This is a genomic window from Thiemannella venezuelensis, assembly GCF_014203605.1.
Taxonomy (GTDB): Bacteria; Actinomycetota; Actinomycetes; order Streptosporangiales; family Streptosporangiaceae; genus Planomonospora_A; species Planomonospora_A venezuelensis.
The window spans coordinates 149502-170621 of the sequence record NZ_JACHJJ010000009.1; the positions used below are offsets into that span (position 1 = coordinate 149502).

Consider the following 21120-nt stretch of genomic DNA (forward strand, 5'->3'; position numbering starts at 1 on the left):
TAAAAACCCCAGTGTTGTCGCTCGGTCACACTCCGCTATCTCCGCCTCAATGTGACCAATCCGTAGCCGTTCGCTATGACGACAGGCCGGACCAGTGTGGGCATCATGCCTAACGTGACCGAGGGATGCGTCGCCGACGCCAAAACTGGGGTAAGGCTTGCGACGAGATCTGACGGGGCCTCCTACGGGGACGACCTCAGAGATCTGACAAGCCTCGCCGTTCAGGGGGATCGCACCGCGATCGAATCCCTGCTGACGCAGTTGCGCCCGATGGTGGTGCGCTATTGCCGTGCCCGTCTCGGCCGGGTTTCCGGCCAATATCACATCGCGGATGACGTGGCCCAGGAAGTGTGCATCGCGGTGCTCTCCGCGCTGCCCCGCTACCGCGACATGGGGCGTCCCTTCGCCTCCTTCGTCTTCGGCATCGCCTCCCACAAGGTGGCGGACGCGCTGCGCAGCTCCGTGCGCTCCGCCGTGCCCACCCAGGACCTTCCGGACGGCCCGGACGAGGGCCCCGGGCCGGAGGAGACCGTCGTCCGCTACATCGAGGCCGAGCACGCGCGGCGGCTGCTCTCCAGACTCCCCGACAACCAGCGTGAACTGCTGATGCTCCGGGTGGTGTCAGGACTGTCCGCGGAGGAGACGGGTAATGTACTCGGCATGTCACCAGGTGCGGTTCGCGTTGCCCAGCACCGGGCCCTCGCCCGGCTCCGAGCGATGGCGGAGCTGGAGTCGATAGCTTGACATCGGTTCATCCACGACGTCCGGCCCGGAGGTACGGGCCGGAAGAGGATCCGGCCGTGGCCGAGACCGAGGCGATCCTCCGGGCCCTGTCCCGCAGGGAGCCCGTCGCCGTGACCGACGAGGCCGTCCGCCTGCTCGCGGCGCTGATCGACGACGTCGATCAGCGCTGCTCCTCGGTGTCGATCACGCCGTCGGCGTAGCCCTGGGCGTAGTCCCAGCTCACGTAGTCGGTCGGGTCGGGCTGGTAGGCGGGCTCGTGCACCTGCGGCTGACCGTTGTCGATCATCTGGCGAAGGTTGCCGCGGAGCAGGTCCCAGTCGAAGTAGTGCTGCTCGCCGCACTCGGGGCAGTCGAGGACCAGGCCTGAGATCCCCTGGGGCTCCAGCAGGGAGCGGAAGATCTCCACGTCGGCGAGGTCGGTGACGGCCTCGTCGCGCTCGGCAGGCGTCAGCGGCTCGGGATCGTCGGGCTCGCCCAGCGCCGCGGCGGGGTCGTCGGGGTCGTTCGCGAACGGGTCGCGAGGGCCGTCTTCCAGCACGATCCCACTTTATGGCCTCGATGCGTCCCTCATACCCCGAACCCCCGGGACGCCCGGACGCCCTACGTCAGCCACCCCCGCCGGGCCGCCTCCGCCCCGGCCTGGAACCGGGACTGCGCACCCAGCTCGGCCATGGCGTCGGCGAAGCGGGCGCGGACCGTCCGGACGGAGATCCCCAGCTGCCGGGCGATCACCTCGTCGCTGACCCCCTGCGCCGCCAGCCGGAGCACCTGCACCGCGCCGTCGGCGGGACGCGACCGCACCGCGCCGCCGGGACGCGACCACGGCAGCGGCGCCGCGCGGGCCCACAGCTCCCCGAACAGCGTGCGCAGCGATGCCACCACGACCCCGGCGCGGACCAGGTGGAAGTTGTAGGCGTTCTCGGCCAGGGCCCCGCCCCACTGGGCGGGCATGCCCGCGGTGCCGGTCCCGGCGACCAGGAACCAGCTCGGCACCGATGCCAGGGTCCGGATGCGCGCGCCCGCCTCCTCGAACCGCACGAGCTTCTCCCGCAGCCCGGGCATCGCCAGCGTGCCCACCGGGATGACCGTCCGGCAGGAGAGCAGCCCGCCGCGCTGGGCGGAGATCCACTGGTCGGCGTAGCGGTGGTTGAAGTCGCTCATCGTCCTCAGGTCGGGAACCGCGGAGAGCAGCTCCAGCGGCGGCGCCTGGACCGCCATGCCGATGACGCTCTCGTACAGCTCGTCGGCCCCGCCGACCAGCTCGACCGGGAACTGCCCGCTCTGGTAGTCGCGCCCGGCGTCGTACTGGTGGATGAGGCCGCGGATCGAGCCGAGCACGGTGTCGATCCTGCGGCTCTCCTCGGCCAGGTGGTCCAGCCGGTCGGCGATCAGGTGGCCGAGGGCGGCCGCGGGGTGCCGGGCGAGGTACTCGCCGGCCTGCTCGTCGACCACGCCCAGCCGTACCAGGGTGCCCAGCTCGCGGCCGAGCAGCTCCGGGGCGCCGCCGGTGGCCTCGACCAGATCGGCGCAGGTGGCGCGGTGCAGGCGCAGCACCGCGTTGTACAGGGCGGTCTGGGCCGGGGTGAGACCCAGCGCGGTCAGGGAGTCGGTGCTGTCGGCGCGCATCGGTGGGGGAACTCCTGAAGTGACACGACTGCCGCGAGGATAACCCGGTGGGCCTCCGCTGTCCGGACCTTGCGCCGACTTGTGGGGCCGAGGTGCAACTTCGTGCAATTGCACCTTTGACCATTGTGCGCCAACGGAAGGTAACGCACTCTTGACACAGCGTCGGCGCCAGAGAGCCGGTGACGTCGCCGCCCGGACGCGGAGGGGGGTCCGGCGGCAGGGACGTCCCGTGATGGCGCCGGTGACCGGAGGACCGAGCGGCTCACCGACCGCTCGGTCCTCCGATTCTTCCGCTCCGCACCCCTGCCGTTCGGCACGGCCGGAGGCAGACCCTAAACTGTGGCGAGGGGCCGGTGCTTCGCGCCCACCCAGCTCCCCGCCGGAGCGCGTCGCGGCCGGGGGGCAGTGTGACTCCTCCACTCCCCGGAAGGGGGCGGCTTCCCGCTCCCGGGAGAGGCGGGCGACGCCGGGTCCCGACCGTTCGAGCACAGGAACCATGAGGGAAACGATTCCCCTGCCGGGTGAACCCGGCAGTCCCCTCGCGAGGAGAATGATGGCCAAGTTCACCGAGCAGGGGCTCACGTTCGACGACGTGCTCCTGGTGCCCGCCTACTCGGATCTGCAGCCGGGCGAGGCCGACACCGCCAGCCGGCTCTCCCGCGGCATCACCCTGAGGATCCCGCTCGTCTCCGCGGCGATGGACACGGTCACCGAGGCGCGGATGGCGGTGGCCATGGCCCGCCAGGGCGGCATCGGCATCCTGCACCGCAACCTCTCGATCGAGGACCAGGCCCAGCAGGCCGACCTGGTCAAGCGCTCCGAGGCCGGGATGGTGACCAACCCGGTCACCTGCTCGCCGGACGACACGCTCGCCGACGTCGAGCGCCTGTGCGCGACCTACCGGATCTCCGGCGTCCCGGTGACCGACTCCCGCGGGGTGCTCGTGGGCATCGTCACCAACCGCGACATGCGCTTCGAGAGCGACCACGGCCGCCCCGTGCGCGAGGTCATGACCGCGATGCCGCTGGTCACCGCGCCGGTCGGGGTGTCCAGGGACGACGCGTTCGACCTGCTCAGGAAGAACAAGATCGAGAAGCTCCCGCTGGTCGACGCGGACGGGCGGCTCCGCGGTCTGATCACCGTCAAGGACTTCACCAAGAGCGAGCAGTACCCGCTCGCCACCAAGGACGCCGACGGCCGGCTCGTCGTGGGGGCGGCCGTCGGCGTCGGCGGCGACGCCGAGCAGCGGGCGATGGCGCTGATCGAGGCCGGGGTGGACGCGATCATCGTGGACGTGGCGCACGGCCACTCCAAGGGCCTCGCCGACATGATCGCGAAGATCAAGGCCAACAGCCGGGTCGAGGTGATCGGCGGGAACGTCGCCACCCGGGCGGGCGCCCAGATGCTGGTCGAGGCCGGCGCCGACGCGGTCAAGGTCGGCGTGGGCCCCGGTTCCATCTGCACCACCCGCGTGGTCGCCGGTGTCGGAGCCCCGCAGGTGACGGCGATCCACGAGGCCTCGCTGGCGTGCGGCCCCGCCGGGGTGCCGGTGATCGGCGACGGCGGCCTGCAGTACTCCGGCGACATCGTCAAGGCCATCGCGGCCGGCGCCGACACGGTGATGCTCGGCTCGCTCCTGGCGGGCTGCGAGGAGTCCCCGGGTGAGCTGATCTTCATCAACGGCAAGCAGTTCAAGTCCTACCGCGGCATGGGATCGCTCGGCGCGGTCCGCAACCGCGAGCGCGGCGGCGCCTCCTTCAGCAAGGACCGCTACGCCCAGGCCGACGTCGGCGGTGAGGACAAGTACATCCCCGAGGGCATCGAGGGCCAGGTCCCCTACCGCGGCCCGGTCGCCGCGGTCGCCCACCAGCTCGTCGGCGGTCTGCGCCAGGGCATGTGGTACGCCGGCTGCCGTACGGTCCCGGAGATGCACGAGCGGTGCGAGCTGATGCCGATCACGGCCGCGGGTCTCAAGGAGAGCCACCCGCACGACATCCAGATGACGGTCGAGGCCCCGAACTACCACCGTCGCTAGGTTTCCTCGTACGGCTTCCGCCTCGGACGGCGGGAGCCGTACTCGCATGAAATGGGAAAGACAGACATATGACTCAGGTGGAGATCGGCCGCGGCAAGAACGGCCGCCGGGCCTACGCGCTCGACGAGATCGGCATCGTCCCGTCCCGGCGGACCCGAGACCCGGAGGAGGTCTCGATCGCCTGGCAGATCGACGCCTACCGGTTCGACCTGCCCCTCGTGGTGAGCCCCATGGACAGCGTGGTCTCCCCGAAGACCGCGATCGAGGTCGGCCGGCTCGGAGGCCTGGCCGTGCTCGACCTGGAGGGGCTGTGGACCCGCTACGAGGACCCGGAGCCGCTCCTGGCCGAGGTGGCCGAGCTCAAGGGTGAGGCCGCGACCAGGCGCCTGCAGGAGATCTACAACGCGCCGATCAAGGACGAGCTGATCGGCCGCCGGATCGAGGAGGTCCGCGCGGCCGGGGTGACCACGGCCGCGCGCCTGTCCCCGCAGCGCACGGTCCAGCACCACAAGGCCGTCATCGACGCGGGCGTGGACATCTTCGTGATCCGCGGCACCACGGTCTCGGCCGAGCACGTCTCCGGCCGGGCCGAGCCGCTCAACCTCAAGCAGTTCATCTACGAGCTCGACGTCCCGGTGATCGTCGGCGGCTGCGCCACCTACACCGCCGCGCTGCACCTGATGCGGACCGGCGCGGCCGGCGTGCTCGTCGGCTTCGGCGGCGGCGCCTCGCACACCACCCGCACCGTGCTCGGCGTGGTGGTGCCGATGGCCACCGCGGTCTCCGACGTGGCCGCGGCCCGCCGCGACTACATGGACGAGTCCGGCGGCCGGTACGTCCACGTCATCGCCGACGGCGGCATGGGCACCTCCGGCGACATCGCCAAGGCCATCGCCTGCGGGGCCGACGCGGTCATGGTCGGCTCGCCGCTGGCCCGCGCGACCGAGGCGCCCGGCCGGGGCTTCCACTGGGGCTCGGAGGCGCAGCACCCCGAGCTGCCGCGCGGCAAGCGGGTCGAGTTCGGCACGGTCGGCACGCTGGAGCAGATCCTGCACGGCCCGTCCTCGGCCGCCGACGGCTCGATGAACCTGATGGGCGCGCTGCGCCGCACGATGGCCACCGCGGGATACTCCGACCTGAAGGAGTTCCAGCGGGTCGAGGTCGTCGTCGCCCCGCAGCAGCGCTGACCCGCCGCCTCGGAGGGGACGTCCGGCCTCGCGGTCCGGGCGTCCCCTCCGGCGTCCCGCCCGGCAGGACGCCGTGGCCGGGACGGGTCAGCCCGCGAGCACGCCGAGGAGGCGGGCGACCTCGGCGGCGACGGCCGTGCGGGCCGCCTTCATGTACGTGCGGGAGTCGACAGCCTTCTCGTCGGCGGCCAGGTGCTCGCGGATCGCCCCGGTGAAGGCCCGGTTCAGGTGCGTGGCGATGTTGATCTTCTTCATGCCGTGCCGTACGGCGGCGCGCAGGGTCTCGTCCGGCACACCCGAGGAGCCGTGCAGGACCAGGGGGACCGGGACGGCGGCGTGCAGCTCGGCGATCAGCGCGAGGTCGAGGACGGCGTCGCGGGTGGTCATGGCGTGGGAGCTGCCGACGGCTACGGCGAGGGCGTCGACGCCGGTGCGCGCCACGTAGTCCACGGCCTCGTGCGGCCTGGTCCGCGCCCCGGGCGCGTGCACGCCGTCCTTGCCGCCGATCTCGCCGAGCTCGGCCTCCACCCAGACGCCCCGGGCGTGGCACCAGGCGGCGACCTCGGCGGTGAGCGCGGCGTTCTCCTCGTCGGGCAGCGCGGAGGCGTCGAACATGACCGAGCCGAGCCCCAGTTCCACCGCCTCCTCGACGAGCGCCCGGTCGGTCGCGTGGTCGAGGTGGACGGCCACGGCGGTCGAGGAGGCGCGGGCCACGGCGAGCGAGGCGGCCGCCACGGGCGCGAGGGCGCCGTGGTAGCGCACGCAGTTCTCGCTGATCTGCAGGACGACCGGGGCGCCCGCGGCCTCCGCCCCGGCGACGATCGCCTCGGCGTGCTCCAACTGGACGACGTTGAACGCGCCGACGCCCGCCGGGGCGCCGCTGACGATTTCACCGATGCCGACAACAGGCATGACGGGCCTTTCACTCATGGTTCGGCTGGAACGCGGGACCGGGGCCGGGGACGGCTTCCGCCGCCGTCCCCGGCCCCGGAGGTCTGTCACGGATCCACGGCGTCGACCCTCGTCTCGGGGAGGACCGCCCGGAACACCTCCCGGTCGATCTCCCCGGCGACCGGGGCGGCCACCGCCGCCGCGCCCAGGGCGGCGGCCCGGCGCAGCCGGTCGGGCCAGGGCGCGCCCTCCACCAGGCCCAGCGCCAGCCCCGCGACCAGCGCGTCCCCGGCCCCGGTGGGATTCCCCTCGACCCGGTACGGCAGGGCGGCCCGCCAGGTCCCCCCGGGAGTGACGGCCAGCAGCCCGTCCGCCCCGAGGGAGACGACGACCGCCCCCGCCCCGGCCTCCCGGAGCGCCTCGGCGCCGTGCAGCACCTCCCGCGGGGTGAGCGGCCCGGCCCGGTGGGGCGCCTCCGCCGGCGCCAGGGCGCGGGCCAGCTCCTCGGCGTTGGGCTTGACGATCGCGGGCCGCCCGGCGGGCGCGTGCCGGAGCGCCTCCCCGTCGGCGTCCACGATCGCCGGGACGCCGTGCTCGCGGGCGCGGCGGGCGAGGGCCGCGTAGAAGTCCGCGGGGACCCCGCGCGGCATGCTCCCCGAGAGCACCACCGCCGCGATCCCGCCGGCGCGGAGCCGTGCCTCGAAGCCGTCGAGGAACCCGCCCAGTTCCTCGGCGGAGACGACGGGCCCCGGCTCGTTGAACAGGGCCGTCCGCTGCGGACGGCGCGCCGCGCCGCCGGGCCCGGAGCCGAGGCCGGAGCCGAGGTCGGAGACGGCGAGGGTGGTGCGGGACTCTCCGTCCACGGGGGTGAGGGCGGCGGGCAGGCCCGCCGCGGCGAGGTCGGCCCGTACGGCGTGCCCGGTGGGGCCGCCCGCCAGGCCGGCGACCAGGACGTCGTGGCCGAGGGCGGCGAGCACGCGGGCGACGTTGACGCCTTTGCCGCCCGCCCTCCGGTGCACGGACCGCACCCGGTTGACGCCGTCCCAGTCGACCTCTCCGGTCACGTAGGTGACGTCGAGGGCCAGGTTCAGCGTGACGGTGAGGACCGTGGCGGGGCGGGCGGGCGGCGAGGAGGTCATCGGGGGGCCGCAGTCCAGGTGTCGCGCATGGTGTCCGGTGCTCCGCGTTCCGTGTGTCAGGGTTCGGTGATCCAGGCCCCGCGCCGCATGACCCCGGCGACCCGCAGGTCCTCGGTGAGGACCACCAGGTCGGCCTGGCGGCCGGTGGAGACGGAGCCGAGGCGGTCGGCGAGGCCGAGCACCCGGGCGGGGGTGAGCGAGGTGACCTCGGCGGCCTCGGGCAGGGAGAGGCCGAGCTCGTGCACGGCGCGCCGGAAGGCGGCGTCCATGGTCAGGGTGGAGCCCGCGATGGAGCCGGCCCCGGGGCCGTCCGCCAGCCGGGCGACGCCGTCCACCACGTCCACCCTCAGCGGGCCGAGGCCGTAGGAGCCGTCGCCGACCCCGGCCGCCGCCATCGCGTCGGTGATGAGCGCCGTACGGCCCGGCCCCGCGGCCCGGTAGGCGAGGCGGAGCATCGCCGGGTGGACGTGCACGCCGTCGTTGACCAGTTCGACCGTGACCCGCCCGTCCTCCAGCAGTGCGGCGATCGGGCCGGGGTCGCGGTGCCCGAGCTGGGGCATCGCGTTGTACAGGTGGGTCGCGACCCGGGCGCCCGCCTCGATGCCCGCGATGGTCTGCTCGTAGCCGGCGTCGCTGTGCCCGAGGGCGGCGATCACGTCGTTCGCGGCCGCCTCCCGGATGGTGTCCAGCGCGCCCGGCAGCTCGGCGGCGATGGTGATCATCCGCACGTGGCCGCGCCCGGCCTTCAGCAGCCCGGTGAACTCCGGGACCGAGGGCTCGCGCAGCAGGGCGGGGTCGTGCGCGCCGCAGCGGGCCTTGGAGATGTAGGGGCCCTCGAAGTGGATCCCGGCCAGCACGCCGTCCTCGCACAGGTCGGCGAGGGCGGAGGTGGCCCTGGACAGGCTGTCGAGGGTGGCGGTGACCAGGCTGGCGACGAGGGTGGTGGTGCCGTGCCGGGCGTGCATCGCGGCGATCCGGCCCGCCTCGTCCGGGTCGCCCGTCGGGAAGGAGCCACCGGCTCCGCCGTGGTTGTGGATGTCGACGAAGCCCGGGACGACGTACCGGCCGCCGAGACCGTGACCCGGCCCCGGGGCGGCTCCCCGGCCGACGTGGGTGATGCGGCCGTCTTCGATGGTCAGCCAGCCGTCGTGCACGCCTTCGGGGGTCACGACGCGGGCGTCGGCGAGTGTGGTGGTCATGGCACCATCCTCTCCTGCCCGGGGGATCCGGAGGAGGAGAGGATCACCGATCGGGACAGGTGGAGCGGTTCGTCCGGGTCGAGCCCGCGGGCCAGCGCCCGGGCCACGGCCAGCCGCTGGACCTTCACCAGCTCGGCCATCGGGTCCAGCCCGCTCTCCAGGAACGCGCCCCCGGTGGCCTCGACCTCGCCGCGCAGCCCGGAGGGGGCCTCGCCGAGCATCCAGGTGATCCGGCCGGGCCCGGCGATGCTGATCGGGCCGTGCCGGTACTCCATCGCGGGGTAGGCCTCGGTCCAGGCCCGGCAGGCCTCGCGCATCTTCAGCCCCGCCTCCAGGGCCAGGCCGTACGACCAGCCGCGGCCCAGGAAGGTGAACTGCTCGGCGGCGAGCAGGTCCGGGGAGAGCGGTTCGGCGAGCGCGCGCTCGGCGTCGGCGACCGCGCCGGTGAGGTCCTCGCCGAGGTGGGCGCGGAGCAGGGCGAGCTGGGTGGTCGCGAACCGGGTCTGCACGACCGACTTCTCGTCGGCGAAGTCGAGGACGACGACCTCGTCGGCGAGGGTCGTCACCGGGGTGTCCGGGTCGGCGGTGATCGCGGTGGTGCGGGTGCGGGTGCTCCTCAGCAGCTCCAGCACCTCGGTGGTGGTGCCGGACCGGGTCAGCGCGAGGATCCGGTCGTAGGGGCGGCCGACGGGGGCCTCGGAGGCGGCGAACGCGTCGGTCTCGCCGTGCCCCGCGCGCTCGCGGAGCGCGGCGTAGGCCTGGGCGACGAACCAGGAGGTGCCGCAGCCGACCACGGCCACGCGCTCGCCTGGCCGGGGGAGGGCGCCGGACGGGACCGCTCCGGCGGCGCGGCGCCAGCAGTCGGGCTGGGACGCGATCTCTGCTCCGGTGTGCGTGGTCACGGCGAACCTCCCAAAAATGGTTGTTTCTGAGTGATTTATAGCAGAATTAAGCATGATTGTGCACCAATAGGTTTTGATCGCTCGTTGTGCCACCCTGGTGCGGTGAGCCGATACGAGCGCTGGAACTCGATCCTCGAACTTCTCTCCCAGGAGGGCCGCCTGACGGTCGAGCAGGCCGCCGAGTCGCTGGACGTCTCCACCGCGACGATCCGGCGCGACTTCGACCAGCTCGCCCAGCAGCAGATGCTCATGCGCACGCGCGGCGGGGCGGTCGCGCAGAGCGTCAGCTACGACCTGCCCCTGCGCTACAAGACCGCGCGGCACGCGGGGGAGAAGCAGCGCATCGCCGAGGCCGCCGCCGCGCTGGTGGCGCCCGGCGCGATCGTCGGCATGAACGGCGGCACGACCACCTCGGAGGTCGCGCGGGCGCTGGCGGTCCGGGCGGACCCGGAGATCGGCTTCACCATCGTCACCAACGCGCTGAACATCGCCGCCGAGCTGACCGTCCGCCAGCACGTGAAGATCGTGCTGACCGGCGGGGTCGCCCGGCCGCAGTCCTACGAGCTGATCGGCCCGCTGGCCGCCCCGGTGCTGGAACAGGTCGCGCTGGACGTCGCCTTCCTGGGCGTGGACGCGATCGACGCCGAGGCGGGGGCGTCCGCGCACCACGAGGGCGAGGCGAGCGTCAACAACCTGCTGATCAGCCGGGCCGCCGAGGTCGTCGTGGTCGCCGACGCCTCCAAGGTCGGCCGCCGCGCCTTCGCCCGCATCTGCCCGCTCGGCGAGATCGGCACCCTGGTCACCGACGAGGGCCTCTCCGACGAGGCCGCCGCCCGCTTCGCCGACGCGGGCGTCAAGGTCGTCCGCACCTGACGGACGCCGTTCGCGCAGCTCACGACGGTCGGGGGCGGGTCCGGGCCGAGGTGTGGCGCCAATCTCCCCGCCGGGCATTACCGGCGAGTAGTGCCGCCCGGCATGAAAGGGTAGATACCTCAGAGCCCGCTCCCGAGACCCGGGAACGGGCCCGGAACAGGACGACCCGCGCACCTCGGGGAGATCAGCATGACGGCGCGAATGGGCACCGCACGGCTCGGCCCTGCAGAGCGGTCCGCCGCACTGGAGCAGATGGGCTCCGCCGAGCTCGACGTGGTGGTGATCGGCGGCGGGATCGTCGGCGCGGGGGTCGCGCTCGACGCGGCGACCCGCGGGTTGAGCGTCGGGCTGCTGGAGGCGCGCGACTTCGCCTCGGGCACCTCCTCCCGCTCGTCCAAACTGATCCACGGCGGGCTGCGCTACCTGGAGCAGCTCAACTTCGACCTGGTCAGGGAGGCGCTGCAGGAGCGCGCCCTGCTGCTGCAGCGGATCGCCCCGCACCTGGTGCGGCCGGTGCCGTTCCTGTTCCCGCTGACCCACCTGGGCTGGGAGCGGCCGTACGTCGGCGCCGGGCTGGTGATGTACGACTCGCTCGGCTTCTCCTTCGGCTTCACCCGCGGGGTGCCCGGCCACCGGCACCTGTCGCGCCGGCGGGCGCTCCGGCTCGCCCCCGCGCTGCGCCGTACCGCCTTCTCCGGGGCGGTGCAGTACTGGGACGCCCAGGTCGACGACGCCCGCTACGTGATGACCGTGCTGCGCACCGCCGCCACCTACGGGGCGCAGGTCGCGTCGCGGGCGCAGGTGGTGGGCTTCCTGCGGGAGGGGGAACGGGTCACCGGGGTCAGGGTCCGCGACCTGGAGGCCGGGGCCGAGCTGGAGGTCCGGGCGCGGCAGGTGGTCAACGCCACCGGCGTGTGGACCGACGACATCCAGGAACTGGTCGGCGGGCGGGGCCAGATCCACGTGCGCGCCTCCAAGGGCGTCCACCTGGTGGTGCCGCGCGACCGGATCCACTCGCTCACCGGGATCATCCTGCGCACCGAGAAGTCGGTGCTGTTCGTGATCCCCTGGGGCCGGCACTGGATCATCGGGACCACCGACACCCGCTGGGACCTGGACCGGGCCCATCCGGCGGCCTCCCGCGCCGACATCGACTACGTCCTGGAGCACGTCAACGCGGTGCTCTCCGTCCCGCTCACCCGCGACGACGTCGAGGGCGTCTACGCCGGGCTCCGGCCGCTGCTCTCCGGCGAGTCGGAGGAGACCTCCAAGCTCTCCCGCGAGCACGTGGTCGCCCACCCGGTGCCCGGACTGGTCATGATCGCCGGAGGGAAGTACACCACCTACCGGGTCATGGCGCGCGACGCGGTGGACGCCGTGGCGCACGGCCTGGACCAGCGGGTCCCGCCCTCGTGCACCGACCGGGTCCCGCTCGCCGGGGCCGAGGGCTACCAGGCGCTGTGGAACTCCCGGCACCGCATGGCCCAGTCGTCGGGCCTGCACGTGGCCCGGATCGAGCACCTCCTCCAGCGGTACGGTTCCATGATCGACGAGGTGCTGGTGCTCATCGAGCGGGACCCGTCGCTGGCCCGCCCGCTGACCGGGGCCGACGACCATCTGCGCGCCGAGATCGTCTACGCCGTCACCCACGAGGGCGCCCGGCACCTCAACGACGTGCTGACCCGGCGCACCCACGTCTCCATCGAGACCTTCCACCGGGGCCTGGCCGTGGCCGAGGAGGCCGCCGAGCTGATGGCCGGACCGCTGGGGTGGGACGGCGAGCAGATCAAGCGCGAGGTGGAGTACTACACCAAGCGCGTCGAGGCCGAGCGCCTCTCCCAGGAGCAGGACACCGACCACGAGGCCGACGCCATCCGCCTCGGCGCCCCCGAGATCGTCCCCGTCGCCACCCCCGACCCGGTCTGACGGCCCGCCGCCGGACCTCGCGGATCCACGAGGCGGCCGCCCCGTCGCCCACCGCGGTCCGCCGGCCGCCGGCGCGGGTGGCGGAGGAGACCGTACGGCTCCCGCCCCGGAAGGGGGCGCGAGCCGTACGGCAGGGGCTCCTACCGGGTGAACGCCTGGAACTCGGCGGCGCGGACGTGCTCGCGGGCCGGGCTGGCGGTGGCGCAGTCGGTGGCGGAGTTGGGGTCGTTGTCCTGCTCGCCGGCGTAGAGCGGGTTGCCGGTGCACTGGGTGGAGACGGCGCGCAGGGCCAGGTGGGTGGCGGTGGTGGTCGGGATCCTGAAGGACTTGACGATCAGGTCGGCGCCGCGCGGGCGCGGCAGGCGGGTGTCGAAGGCGTCGGCCGGGCTGGTGTAGACGACCGAGAAGTTCGCCGGGGAGGAGCAGTCCTTCCTGCCGGCGTCGCAGGCCAGGACCTCGAAGGCGCGCAGGGCGCTGAAGCGGTTCTGGCCGCCGGGGTCGGCGGTGTCGCCGGTGTTGGGCCGGAGCATGGCGCTGACCTGGACCCGGCGGACCTTGACCGGGCCGGTCCCGGCCAGGTCCACGGTGACCGTCTTCCCGGCGGGCGCGCCGGTGAGCGAGGCCCAGTTCGTCGCCTCGGTCTCGTCGATCAGCCGGGCGTGGTTGACGCCGTCGCCCGTCGCCGTCGCGCCGAGCGCGGTGGAGGCGAGGTTCTTCGGCAGCGCCAGCGGGAGCGGGAGCGTCACGCCGGGCAGCACCGCGAACTTCACCCGCGTGTGGCCGTAGCCCTCGCCGACGACCAGGAAGTCGTACAGGCCCGGGGTCATCTCCACGGTGTCGCCGAGCCCGGTGTCCGGGTCGGTGTCGGCGACCGGTACGGCGCGGCCCTCGTAGTGGCCGACGTAGAGCCGGAGTGCGGCGCCGGAGGCGTCGGCGAGCGGCCTGAGCCGGAGCCTGCCGTTCTTCCCGGCGGGGTCGACGAAGCTCGGGGTCGGGTCGGGGTCGTTCTGGTTCAGGCTGGCCGCGCCCTCGCCGAGGCCGTGCTCGGCGAACGCCCGCCACATGATGTCCTGATTTTTACCGCCAAAGCGGATGGCGTCGGCGGCGAGCAGCGCGTCCCGGTGGTCGACGTAGCTGACCGCGCCGGAGGCCATCAGCAGCAGCGCGTCGAAGGACAGTTGCGCCCAGCGCCGGTTGCCCGGGCACTTCTCCACCGGGATCTTCCCGTCCGCGCAGGCCCGCTGGACGGCCGGGGTGCCCTTGCCGTACCGCCTGACGAACGCCTCGCGCACGTCGAACTGGGTGGCCGACCAGATCTCGCCGTCCGCGTGGACCTGCTGGCCGACGAGGTCGTAGGCGATGTCGCTGTAGTTCAGCGGGGACTTCGACATGTCGTAGTTGCGGATGCCCGCCTTCTTGTCGCCGGTGACGTAGCCGCCGGTCACGTACGGCGTGTCGCCCGCGGGGCGGAAGCCGTACTCGGCCAGGTACTCCATGGCGAACAGGTCGGAGGTGCTCTCGTTCATGGCGCCCGGCTGGGCCCCGCTCCACCCGGCGTTCGGGCCGGCGATCATGCGGCCGGAGATCGCGTGGGTGTACTCGTGGCCGATCACCGACATGTCGTAGTCGCCGTCCACGCAGGGCGAGTAGAACGCCCCCGCGACCGGCTGCCAGAGGTACATGTTGGTGATCGGCGCGACCCCGTCCGGGCCGGTGATCTGGTTGGCGTTGTCGCGGACGCTCGGCACCCGCGCCCCCGCCTGGGCGTTGCCCTGCTCGGGGTCGTCGCCGAGGCCGCCGCGGTCGCCGTTCTCGTCCTGCATGTTCCAGGCCGTCTCGGTGAAGCCGAGCCGGTAGGACCAGTCGTGCATGCGGTTGTGCATGGCGTGCAGGTTGGCGATGGCGGCTTCCAGGTCGGCCTCGCCCGGCTGGTCGAAGACGGCCGGGTCGCACTTGGACGTGTACCACCGGTTGGTCCACGGGTAGGCGTAGTTCCGGCTCGGCGTGGCCGCGTTGCTGCGGGTGCCGACCGTGAACGGGTCGCCGCTGGCCCGGTTCTCGAACGTCCGGGCCGCGTTGCCGACGCTGGTGTTCGTCGGCGCGTCCGTGGCGTGGTCGACGTCCCAGGCCTTGCCGGTCGCCGGGTCTCCGCCGACGACGTAGTCGCAGCCGGGACCGGGCAGGTAGCACCAGCGGGCGCGGGTGTCGGCGGAGGAGTAGTCGGCCGGCGGGTTGGCCGGGAAGGCCTCCCACTGCGGGTTGTCCGGCTCGGCCCGGCGGTCCGCGTGGTGGTCCACCAGGTTCTCGCGGGTCAGGATCGCGCCGCTGACCGCGTCCACGTGGGTGGTGTAGGCGGCCGGGTCGCCGTCGCCGCCGCCGATCAGGACCACCTGGTAGGCGCTGTGCGTGCCGTCGGGCGCGGGCACCGCCACCGGAGTGGCCTGCTTGACGGTCGCCGCGGCCAGGTCGATCCCGCCGTCGCGGGCGGCGGCCTCCAGCGCCTGCTGCGCGGTGAGCGCCGCGGCCGGGGGCGCGGCGGTGGAGCGGGAGAGCGTCGAGGTGACGTGGAGGACCGCACCGTCCCGCACGCCGAGCACCACCTGCCCGTCCACGCCCGCGGGCAGGTCGCCGAACTTCTGCCGGAGCAGTACGGCGTGGCCGCCCCCGACGGGGTTGGCCGCGACCTTCTCCAGCGCGTCCACGGCCGCCGCGTCGAGACCGAAGAGGTTCTCGTTGGCCTTGAGGTAGGCCCGGGCGGCCTGCTCGGGGTCGGCGCCGAGCCCTTCGGCCAGCGGGGCGGAGCCGGTGACGACGGCCGGGGTGCCCAGGGCGTTCCACCGGACCGTGGCGGCGCCCGCGGCCTTGGCGAGCGCGGAGGCCGGGGGCGCGACGGAGCCGCGCCGGTTGTCCACGTCCGGCCTGCCGTGCTGCTCGGCCTGGAAGTCGTGGACGTCGGGAGCCTGCCCGGGACCGCTCAGCGCGGCGCCGGGCAGGGGGAGTGCGAGAGCGGGGAGCGCGAGGGACGCCGTCGCGGCGGCGACGACGGTGATGCGTAACCAGGACTTGCTCGGCACCGTGCCTCCTGCGGGGGATGGCCGTCGTTGGCCGGGGCGCGTGTGGATCACGCCCGCTGCGCAAGAAGTAACACCGGTTCGATGTCATGACAAGATCTTGTAAAGGTTGATATGTCGGTGTAATAGGAACCGTGGTCGGCCCCGACCCGGCCTCGGCGCCCGCCGGTCGCAGGGTCAGGCCTCCAGGGCGGCGTCGATCGCGTCGGTGCGGGCCGTACTCCCCCAGAACCACTGCACGTGAGCACGTCTGCGCTGCTCGCGCAGCCAGTCGTCGAAGATCCGCCGCTCGGCGATCTTCCTTGTCGCGGGGTTCGGCGCGGCCGGCTCCACGGCGAGCACGACGGTGACGCCGAATCCTCCGTCGCCGGTCGGGTGGGGCCCGAGGACCGCCCCGGCCCGCGCGTCGCGCGCGTCCGCGCCGTGCAGGGCGGCGAGGTCCTCCCGCGGGTTCCCCTCGATCCGGCAGGTGCCCAGACCGGCGAGCGCGGCCTCCGTCGCCAGCCCGGTCGCCAGCGCACCCACCTCCGCCACGGCGGCGTCCCGGGACCGCTCCCGGAGCCGGGCCGCCGCGGCCTCGGCGTCGGCGCGGGCGCCGTAGCGCAGCCGGACCACGCGCAGCACGTCCAGCCCGGCGCCGTGCTCGGCGAAGAAGTCCTCGACCCGTCCGCCGGTCACCCGGCGGCGCAGCCGCGCCACCTTCGCCTCGACGGTGACGATCTCCTCCAGCCGCGCCTGGCCGAGGCCGCGCTCGGCCATCCACTCCTCGGTCGCGCGGGCGGTGAGGAGGCCCCGGGCGCGGCGGAAGGCGTCCATGGCGGCCTGCAGTTCCCCGTCCGCCAGGTCGGCGGCGGAGGCGGCCACCTCCTGCTCGACCAGGCAGGCGTTGACCAGGCGGACGGCGAGGCCGGCGTCCTCCCACAGCACGTCGAGCAGGGAGACGACCTGCTCGATCTGCACGTCGACGCCGTTGACGCGGAGGACGACCTGCTCGCCGGAGCGCTGGCTGCCCCGCAGCGGCCAGGGGATCGCCCGATCCGGAGCGAAGGCCAGGGACACGGTGCCGCCGGTGGACGGCAGGAGCAGGTCGTAGTGGTAGTCGCCGGTGGCGGCCTCGCGCTGCCACACCAGCCGCATGTCCGCGCCGGGATGCCGGTCCCGCAACCCGCCGAGCCGCCCGCGCGCCTCCTCGGGCCCGACCCCGTCCAGCCCGCGCAGCCAGTGCAGCGCGTCACCGAGAAGACCGGAGGTCACGGCCTCGGGAGCACCCGGCGGCGTCGTGCTCTCCGGCGGCGTCGCGGTCCCGGGAGGGGGCGGGGCGTCCGGGGGCGGCGTGCTGCCCGGGGGCGTCGCGGTCTCCGGGGGCGTCGCGGTCTCCGGGCTCATGCGTGGGGTCCTTCCAGTAACAGGTCGCAGACGGCCTGGCTGATCGGCAGGCCGGTCAGCTCCTCGATCCACAGCCACTGGCCGTTGGGGTTGATCTCCATGAACACGTACTCGTCCTCGGGCGTGAGGATCAGGTCGAAGGCGCCGTACAGCAGGCCGAGGCGGTCCACCATGGCCAGGCAGCGCCGGCCGACCTCGTCGGGGAGCCGGTGGACGCGGTGCGGGGTGACGTCGGTGTTGTAGCGGCGCCAGTCCAGCCGGGACCGGTTGGACGCCTGCGAGTGGATCTCGGCGGCGAAGATCCGGCCGCCCACGACGGTGACCCGCAGCTCCAGGCGCTTGGGCACGTACCGCTGCACGATGACCGGGCAGAACCGCAGCGCGTCCGCGTAGGCCAGGTCGCGCGGGGAGACGGGCTCGCAGAAGCGGGAGACCGTGTCGCCGCTGCGGAGGTTCTCCGCCCACGGCCTGCCGAACGGCTTGGTGACGATCTGGCCGTCGTGGCGGTCGTGGAAGTCCCACAGCTCCCGGGCCTGCGTGGTGATCAAGGTGTCCGGCACGGTGAAGCCCAGCTCGGCCGCGATGATCAGCTGGGAGGACTTCCGCCTGGCCCGCTGCAGCACCGACTCGGCCGCGGGCACCTTGCGGCAGGGCAGGTGCTCCCACAGGTCCGAGATCAGGCTCGCGCTCTCCCCCGCGGCGTACGCCGCGATGGCGGGGTCGGTCAGCCCGGGATGCGCCTCCGGCGGCGTCGGGCGCCGCCACCACAGGGCGGTCAGCTCGTCCAGGTCCACGGTGCCGGTCCCGGTGCGCAGCAGGCGCCGGGTGAGGCCCCGGCCGGTGTAGGCCAGCTCGACGTGCGCCTCCGCCGGGTAGAGCCGGTGGTCGAAGACCGTGACGCGGGCACCGCGTCCGGTCAGCAGGCCGGCGACCCGGGCGGCGTGGGGGTCCTCGTCACCGGTGAGGACGAGGACGTGCGGGGTGGACACGGGGTTCCTCCGTCAGAGGCGGGGATACGGGGCCGGGCGGGGGCGGCGACATTGAACGGCGACACCGAGCGGCGACACCGAGCGGGGCGGGCCGGGGAGGTCGCGGGGAGGTCTGGCGGGCCATGGTGGTCCCTCCCCGCGACGGTGCCTCTCAGGCCGGGACGCGGTGCGGCCGGTCTCCCTCGGCGGAAGCCGTGACACACCGTCGCCCTTCACGCAGGGCGCCCGGCCTCTTCTGCGCGGTCAGTCCTGGAAGCGGACGTCCGGCAGGTCAGTCCTCGACGCAGACGCCCGGGGGGTCGATCTGGGTGCCCCCTACCTCGATGACGAGGATTCGCGGGCGGCCGCCGCTGATGCCGTGCAGGGCGCTCTCGTCGAGCTCGTCGCCGACGGGGGCGAGGTCGTTCAGTTCGGTCCGGTTCATGGCGTTGTTCCTCCTGCTCTTCGTGGAAAGGCCGTACGGCGGTGCGGCCGGTCAGTCGTCGCTGAGGCAGATGCCCGGAGGGTTGACGTAGGTCCCCAAGGGCTCCCGCGGACGGCCGCCGCTGATGCCGTGCAGGGCGCTCTCGTCGAGCTCGTCGCCGACGGGGGCGAGGTCGTTCAGTTCGGTCCGGTTCATGGCCTTGCTCCTGTCTCCGGAAGGGGTGGCTCTCTCGACCGCGGACTCAGTCCATCGCGCAGTAGCCCGGCGGGTCGACCTGGGTCATCGCGATGAGCCTGGGCGCACCGCCGCTGATGCCGTGCAGTGCGCTCTCGTCGAGTTCGTCGCCAAGCGGCGTGATGTCCTCGATCCGGCTTCGTGCGCTGTCGTTCACGAGCGCCTCCCTCCACTTCGGGATTTCCTTGATCGAGAGGCTGTCAGGGCCGTCTTGGAAGCGACTTGTGAAGGAGTGCAAGACCGCCGGCCTGCCTCCCGGCGAGCCGCGCGTAGTGGCCGCCCAGCCGGAGGAGCTCCTCGTGGGTGCCGGTCTCGGCGATCCGGCCGCCGTCGAGCACGACGATCAGGTCCGCGTCGCGGACGGTGCTCAGCCGGTGGGCGATCACGATGCGGGTCTGGGTGAGCGTCGCGAGGTTCGCGTCGATGACCGCCTCGCTGTCGGCGTCGAGATGACTGGTGGCCTCGTCCAGGAGCAGGATGTCCGGGCGGGTGAGCAGGGCCCTGGCCAGGGCGATGCGCTGCCGCTGCCCGCCGGACACGCCGCCCCCCTCCGTCAGGTGGGTGTGGTAGCCCATGGGCATGGCGCCGATGTCGTCGTGGACGTGGGCGAGCCGCGCCGCCTCGTGCACCCGGGTGAGGGGCGCGTCCGGGTCCCCCAGGGTGATGTTGTCCAGGATCGTCCCGGTGAACAGGGCCGGTTCCTGCGTCACCACCCCGAACCGGCGGCGCAGCCGGCCCGCCTCCGCCTCGGACAGGGGGATCCCGCCGTAGCGGATCTCGCCCTCGGCCGGTCCGAGCAGCCCGAGCAGCACCCTGGCCAGGGTGCTCTTGCCGGAGCCCGACCGGCCGACCAGGGCGATCTTCCGGCCGGGAGGGATCCTCAGGTCGATGCCGCGCAGGATCCAGGGGCTCTCGGGCGTGTACCGGAACCCGACTCCGCGCAGCTCGATCTCCATCGGGCCGGTGCGGCCGGGAGCGCCGGGCCCCTTCCGGGGGACGGCCCCGGAGCCGGTGGCCGCGGCGGTTTCTCCGGGACCGGCCACGGGACCGGCGGGGCGGTCGGGGGAGGGCCCGGACAGGCCGTCCCGGGCGTCGGACTCCGGCCGGGTGTTCCACAGGTCGGCCAGCCGTTCACCGTGCACCCGGGCGAGCTGCGCGCTGCGCAGGCCCCCGGTCAGCGCCGCCAGCGGGGCCAGGGCCGCCGCGGCCAGGGCCAGCAGGCCGAGCATGGCGCCCAGGCTGAGCTGATGGGTCGTGACCTGCCAGGCTCCCGCCCAGAGCAGGGCCAGGGGGGTGCCGAACCGCAACGCCGCCAGAGCGGAGTCCTGCAGGCCCTGAGCCATCCCGTTGCGCCGCGCCCGCCGCATCTGCGTCCGGAGCAGCCGCGACCAGCGGCCGAGGACGCGTTCCTCGGCTCCCACCGCCTTGATCGTCTCGATGCCGCGGACGCTCTCGATCAGCTGTCCCTGGGCCTCGTTGCGCGCCTCCATCTCCCGGTGGGTCAGGTCGGCGAGCCGGCGGTGGGTCGTGGTCAGCAGGATGATCTGCGCCGCCGCGAAGGCCAGCAGGATCGCGCCCAGCAGCGGCGACCGCACGGTGACCGCGAGGAGGTAGCCGGCGGCGAGCGGCCCGTCCAGCAGGGCGGTCAGCGCCTGGCCGGTGAGGATCTCGCGCAGCAGGGTCACCCCGGAGATCCGGGAGACCAGGTCGGCGGAGCCCCGGTGGGCGAAGAAGCGGAAGGGCACCGAGAGCAGGCGCCGGGCCAGCTCGTCCAGGAGGGCGGTGTCCGCGCGGGTCCGCAGCGCGACCAGCGCCCAGGACCGCGCCGCGCCGACGGCGAACTGGGCGGCGGCCGCCACCGCCGTGCCCAGCCCGAGCAGGGTCAGCAGGTCCGTCTCGCCCGCGGTGAGCACCCGGTCCACGACCGTCTCGGTCACGGCGGGCAGCACCAGGCCCAGGGCCTGCAGGGCCAGGCTGAGCAGGATCAGCAGCGCCAGCAGGCCGCGGTGGCGGCTCACGATCACCCGGAGGTACCGGGACCACCAGCTCGTCCGGTCGCCGACGCGGCCCGTGCGGAAGTCCGCTCCGGGACTGAAGGTGAACGCCACCCCGCTGTAGCTCTCGGCGAAGTCCCGGGGGGTGAGGCCCACGCGTCCCAGCCCGGGATCGATGATCCCGATCCGGCCGGGGGAGACCCGCTCGACCACGACGAAGTGGCTGTGCCGCCAGTGCACCACCGCCGGCAGCGGAAGCTCGGCGACCTGCGCCGCGGGCACGGACGCGGCCCGGGTGGCCAGGCCGTGCGCCTGGGCGGTGCGGACCAGGGTCAGCGCGCTGACCCCGTCCCGGCCGATGCCCATCTCCTCGGAGAGGGTGTAGACCGGGACGCGCCGCCCGTGCGCGGCGAGGACCATCGCCAGGCACGCCGCGCCGCATTCCACCATGCTGTGCTGGAGTATGACCGGAACCTTCATGGACCGGCAGTCTCCGGCAC

At 73.6% G+C, this 21120-nt stretch carries 19 protein-coding genes; 6 read left to right on the top strand and 13 right to left on the bottom strand.

The annotated features are described in order from the left end of the window. Positions 1–105: 105 nt before the first annotated feature. Both FHS22_RS15845 and FHS22_RS15850 read left to right on the top strand, forming a co-directional pair. A complete protein-coding gene (locus FHS22_RS15845; RefSeq protein ID WP_184942377.1) occupies positions 106–744 on the top strand; it encodes a sigma-70 family RNA polymerase sigma factor in 639 nt (212 codons plus the stop codon). Between the two features lie 56 nt (positions 745–800). Then, complete coding sequence (locus FHS22_RS15850; RefSeq protein WP_184942379.1) at positions 801–944, top strand: hypothetical protein; 144 nt, start codon at positions 801–803, stop codon at positions 942–944. On the opposite strand, the gene FHS22_RS15855 is transcribed toward FHS22_RS15850, so the two are convergent. Further along, positions 905–1282, bottom strand: coding sequence for a DUF5319 domain-containing protein (locus FHS22_RS15855; RefSeq protein ID WP_184942380.1), 378 nt, complete (start codon positions 1280–1282; stop codon positions 905–907). The genes FHS22_RS15850 and FHS22_RS15855 overlap by 40 nt on opposite strands. A 62-nt stretch (positions 1283–1344) precedes the next feature. Further along, the gene (locus FHS22_RS15860) at positions 1345–2370 is read right to left on the bottom strand and encodes a helix-turn-helix transcriptional regulator (RefSeq protein ID WP_184942382.1); all 1026 of its coding nucleotides are present in this window, start codon (positions 2368–2370) and stop codon (positions 1345–1347) included. 553 nt (positions 2371–2923) lie between these two features. On the opposite strand from FHS22_RS15860, the gene guaB reads away from it, so the two are divergent. Together guaB and FHS22_RS15870 are read left to right on the top strand one after the other, a co-directional pair. Next, positions 2924–4405: an IMP dehydrogenase gene (gene guaB, locus FHS22_RS15865; protein WP_184942384.1), complete on the top strand. Its 1482-nt coding sequence runs from the start codon at positions 2924–2926 to the stop codon at positions 4403–4405. Between the two features lie 68 nt (positions 4406–4473). Then, positions 4474–5592: a GuaB3 family IMP dehydrogenase-related protein gene (locus tag FHS22_RS15870; RefSeq protein ID WP_184942386.1), complete on the top strand. Its 1119-nt coding sequence runs from the start codon at positions 4474–4476 to the stop codon at positions 5590–5592. Between the two features lie 87 nt (positions 5593–5679). Here the strand turns inward: FHS22_RS15870 and FHS22_RS15875 are convergent, their stop codons facing one another. The 4 genes from FHS22_RS15875 to FHS22_RS15890 all read right to left on the bottom strand — a co-directional run bounded on the left by FHS22_RS15875 (position 5680) and on the right by FHS22_RS15890 (position 9723). Then, the gene (locus FHS22_RS15875; protein WP_184942388.1) at positions 5680–6504 is read right to left on the bottom strand and encodes a class II fructose-bisphosphate aldolase; all 825 of its coding nucleotides are present in this window, start codon (positions 6502–6504) and stop codon (positions 5680–5682) included. Between the two features lie 86 nt (positions 6505–6590). Further along, positions 6591–7622, bottom strand: a complete 1032-nt coding sequence (locus tag FHS22_RS15880) for a 1-phosphofructokinase family hexose kinase (RefSeq protein WP_184942390.1) — start codon at positions 7620–7622, stop codon at positions 6591–6593. 56 nt (positions 7623–7678) lie between these two features. Continuing rightward, positions 7679–8821 carry an N-acetylglucosamine-6-phosphate deacetylase gene (gene nagA / locus FHS22_RS15885; RefSeq protein ID WP_184942392.1) on the bottom strand — a complete coding sequence of 381 codons (1143 nt, stop codon included), beginning with the start codon at positions 8819–8821 and terminating at the stop codon, positions 7679–7681. After that, positions 8818–9723, bottom strand: a complete 906-nt coding sequence (locus FHS22_RS15890; RefSeq protein WP_184942394.1) for an SIS domain-containing protein — start codon at positions 9721–9723, stop codon at positions 8818–8820. Before FHS22_RS15890 ends, nagA begins: the two co-directional genes overlap by 4 nt. Positions 9724–9825: 102 nt before the next feature. Here FHS22_RS15890 and FHS22_RS15895 point away from each other — a divergent pair, with 102 nt between their 5' ends. Next, on the top strand, positions 9826–10596 hold the full coding sequence (locus FHS22_RS15895) for a DeoR family transcriptional regulator (protein ID WP_184942395.1): 771 nt from the start codon (positions 9826–9828) through the stop codon (positions 10594–10596). A gap of 189 nt (positions 10597–10785) precedes the next feature. Continuing rightward, on the top strand, positions 10786–12522 hold the full coding sequence (locus FHS22_RS15900) for a glycerol-3-phosphate dehydrogenase/oxidase (protein ID WP_184942397.1): 1737 nt from the start codon (positions 10786–10788) through the stop codon (positions 12520–12522). 140 nt (positions 12523–12662) lie between these two features. Here FHS22_RS15900 and FHS22_RS15905 read toward each other — a convergent pair whose 3' ends face one another. From FHS22_RS15905 to FHS22_RS15935, 7 genes are all read right to left on the bottom strand, one after another. Beyond that, complete coding sequence (locus FHS22_RS15905; protein WP_338047765.1) at positions 12663–15596, bottom strand: M36 family metallopeptidase; 2934 nt, start codon at positions 15594–15596, stop codon at positions 12663–12665. A gap of 174 nt (positions 15597–15770) precedes the next feature. Beyond that, positions 15771–16979: a TIGR04500 family putative peptide maturation system protein gene (locus FHS22_RS15910; protein ID WP_184942399.1), complete on the bottom strand. Its 1209-nt coding sequence runs from the start codon at positions 16977–16979 to the stop codon at positions 15771–15773. Then, positions 16976–17968, bottom strand: a complete 993-nt coding sequence (locus tag FHS22_RS15915; protein ID WP_184942401.1) for an MvdC/MvdD family ATP grasp protein — start codon at positions 17966–17968, stop codon at positions 16976–16978. Before FHS22_RS15915 ends, FHS22_RS15910 begins: the two co-directional genes overlap by 4 nt. A 271-nt stretch (positions 17969–18239) precedes the next feature. Beyond that, positions 18240–18392, bottom strand: a complete 153-nt coding sequence (locus tag FHS22_RS15920; protein WP_184942403.1) for a hypothetical protein — start codon at positions 18390–18392, stop codon at positions 18240–18242. A 51-nt stretch (positions 18393–18443) separates the two neighbouring features. Beyond that, positions 18444–18587 carry a hypothetical protein gene (locus tag FHS22_RS15925; RefSeq protein WP_184942405.1) on the bottom strand — a complete coding sequence of 48 codons (144 nt, stop codon included), beginning with the start codon at positions 18585–18587 and terminating at the stop codon, positions 18444–18446. A gap of 46 nt (positions 18588–18633) precedes the next feature. Next, positions 18634–18783: a hypothetical protein gene (locus FHS22_RS15930; protein ID WP_184942407.1), complete on the bottom strand. Its 150-nt coding sequence runs from the start codon at positions 18781–18783 to the stop codon at positions 18634–18636. Positions 18784–18826: 43 nt separating this feature from the next. After that, positions 18827–21100, bottom strand: a complete 2274-nt coding sequence (locus tag FHS22_RS15935; protein WP_184942409.1) for a peptidase domain-containing ABC transporter — start codon at positions 21098–21100, stop codon at positions 18827–18829. Between the last annotated feature and the right edge of the window lie 20 nt (positions 21101–21120).

What these genes read in the sequence shown, in the direction of transcription:
- FHS22_RS15860 (WP_184942382.1), bottom strand. Translation starts at nt 2,370, where the DNA reads ATGCGCGCCGACAGCACCGACTCCCTGACCGCGCTGGGTCTCACCCCG.
- FHS22_RS15910 (WP_184942399.1), bottom strand. Translation starts at nt 16,979, where the DNA reads ATGAGCCCGGAGACCGCGACGCCCCCGGAGACCGCGACGCCCCCGGGC.
- FHS22_RS15880 (WP_184942390.1), bottom strand. Translation starts at nt 7,622, where the DNA reads ATGACCTCCTCGCCGCCCGCCCGCCCCGCCACGGTCCTCACCGTCACG.
- FHS22_RS15875 (WP_184942388.1), bottom strand. Translation starts at nt 6,504, where the DNA reads ATGCCTGTTGTCGGCATCGGTGAAATCGTCAGCGGCGCCCCGGCGGGC.
- FHS22_RS15935 (WP_184942409.1), bottom strand. Translation starts at nt 21,100, where the DNA reads ATGAAGGTTCCGGTCATACTCCAGCACAGCATGGTGGAATGCGGCGCG.
- FHS22_RS15845 (WP_184942377.1), top strand. Translation starts at nt 106, where the DNA reads ATGCCTAACGTGACCGAGGGATGCGTCGCCGACGCCAAAACTGGGGTA.
- FHS22_RS15870 (WP_184942386.1), top strand. Translation starts at nt 4,474, where the DNA reads ATGACTCAGGTGGAGATCGGCCGCGGCAAGAACGGCCGCCGGGCCTAC.
- FHS22_RS15900 (WP_184942397.1), top strand. Translation starts at nt 10,786, where the DNA reads ATGACGGCGCGAATGGGCACCGCACGGCTCGGCCCTGCAGAGCGGTCC.
- FHS22_RS15920 (WP_184942403.1), bottom strand. Translation starts at nt 18,392, where the DNA reads ATGAACCGGACCGAACTGAACGACCTCGCCCCCGTCGGCGACGAGCTC.
- FHS22_RS15925 (WP_184942405.1), bottom strand. Translation starts at nt 18,587, where the DNA reads ATGAACCGGACCGAACTGAACGACCTCGCCCCCGTCGGCGACGAGCTC.
- nagA (WP_184942392.1), bottom strand. Translation starts at nt 8,821, where the DNA reads ATGACCACCACACTCGCCGACGCCCGCGTCGTGACCCCCGAAGGCGTG.
- guaB (WP_184942384.1), top strand. Translation starts at nt 2,924, where the DNA reads ATGGCCAAGTTCACCGAGCAGGGGCTCACGTTCGACGACGTGCTCCTG.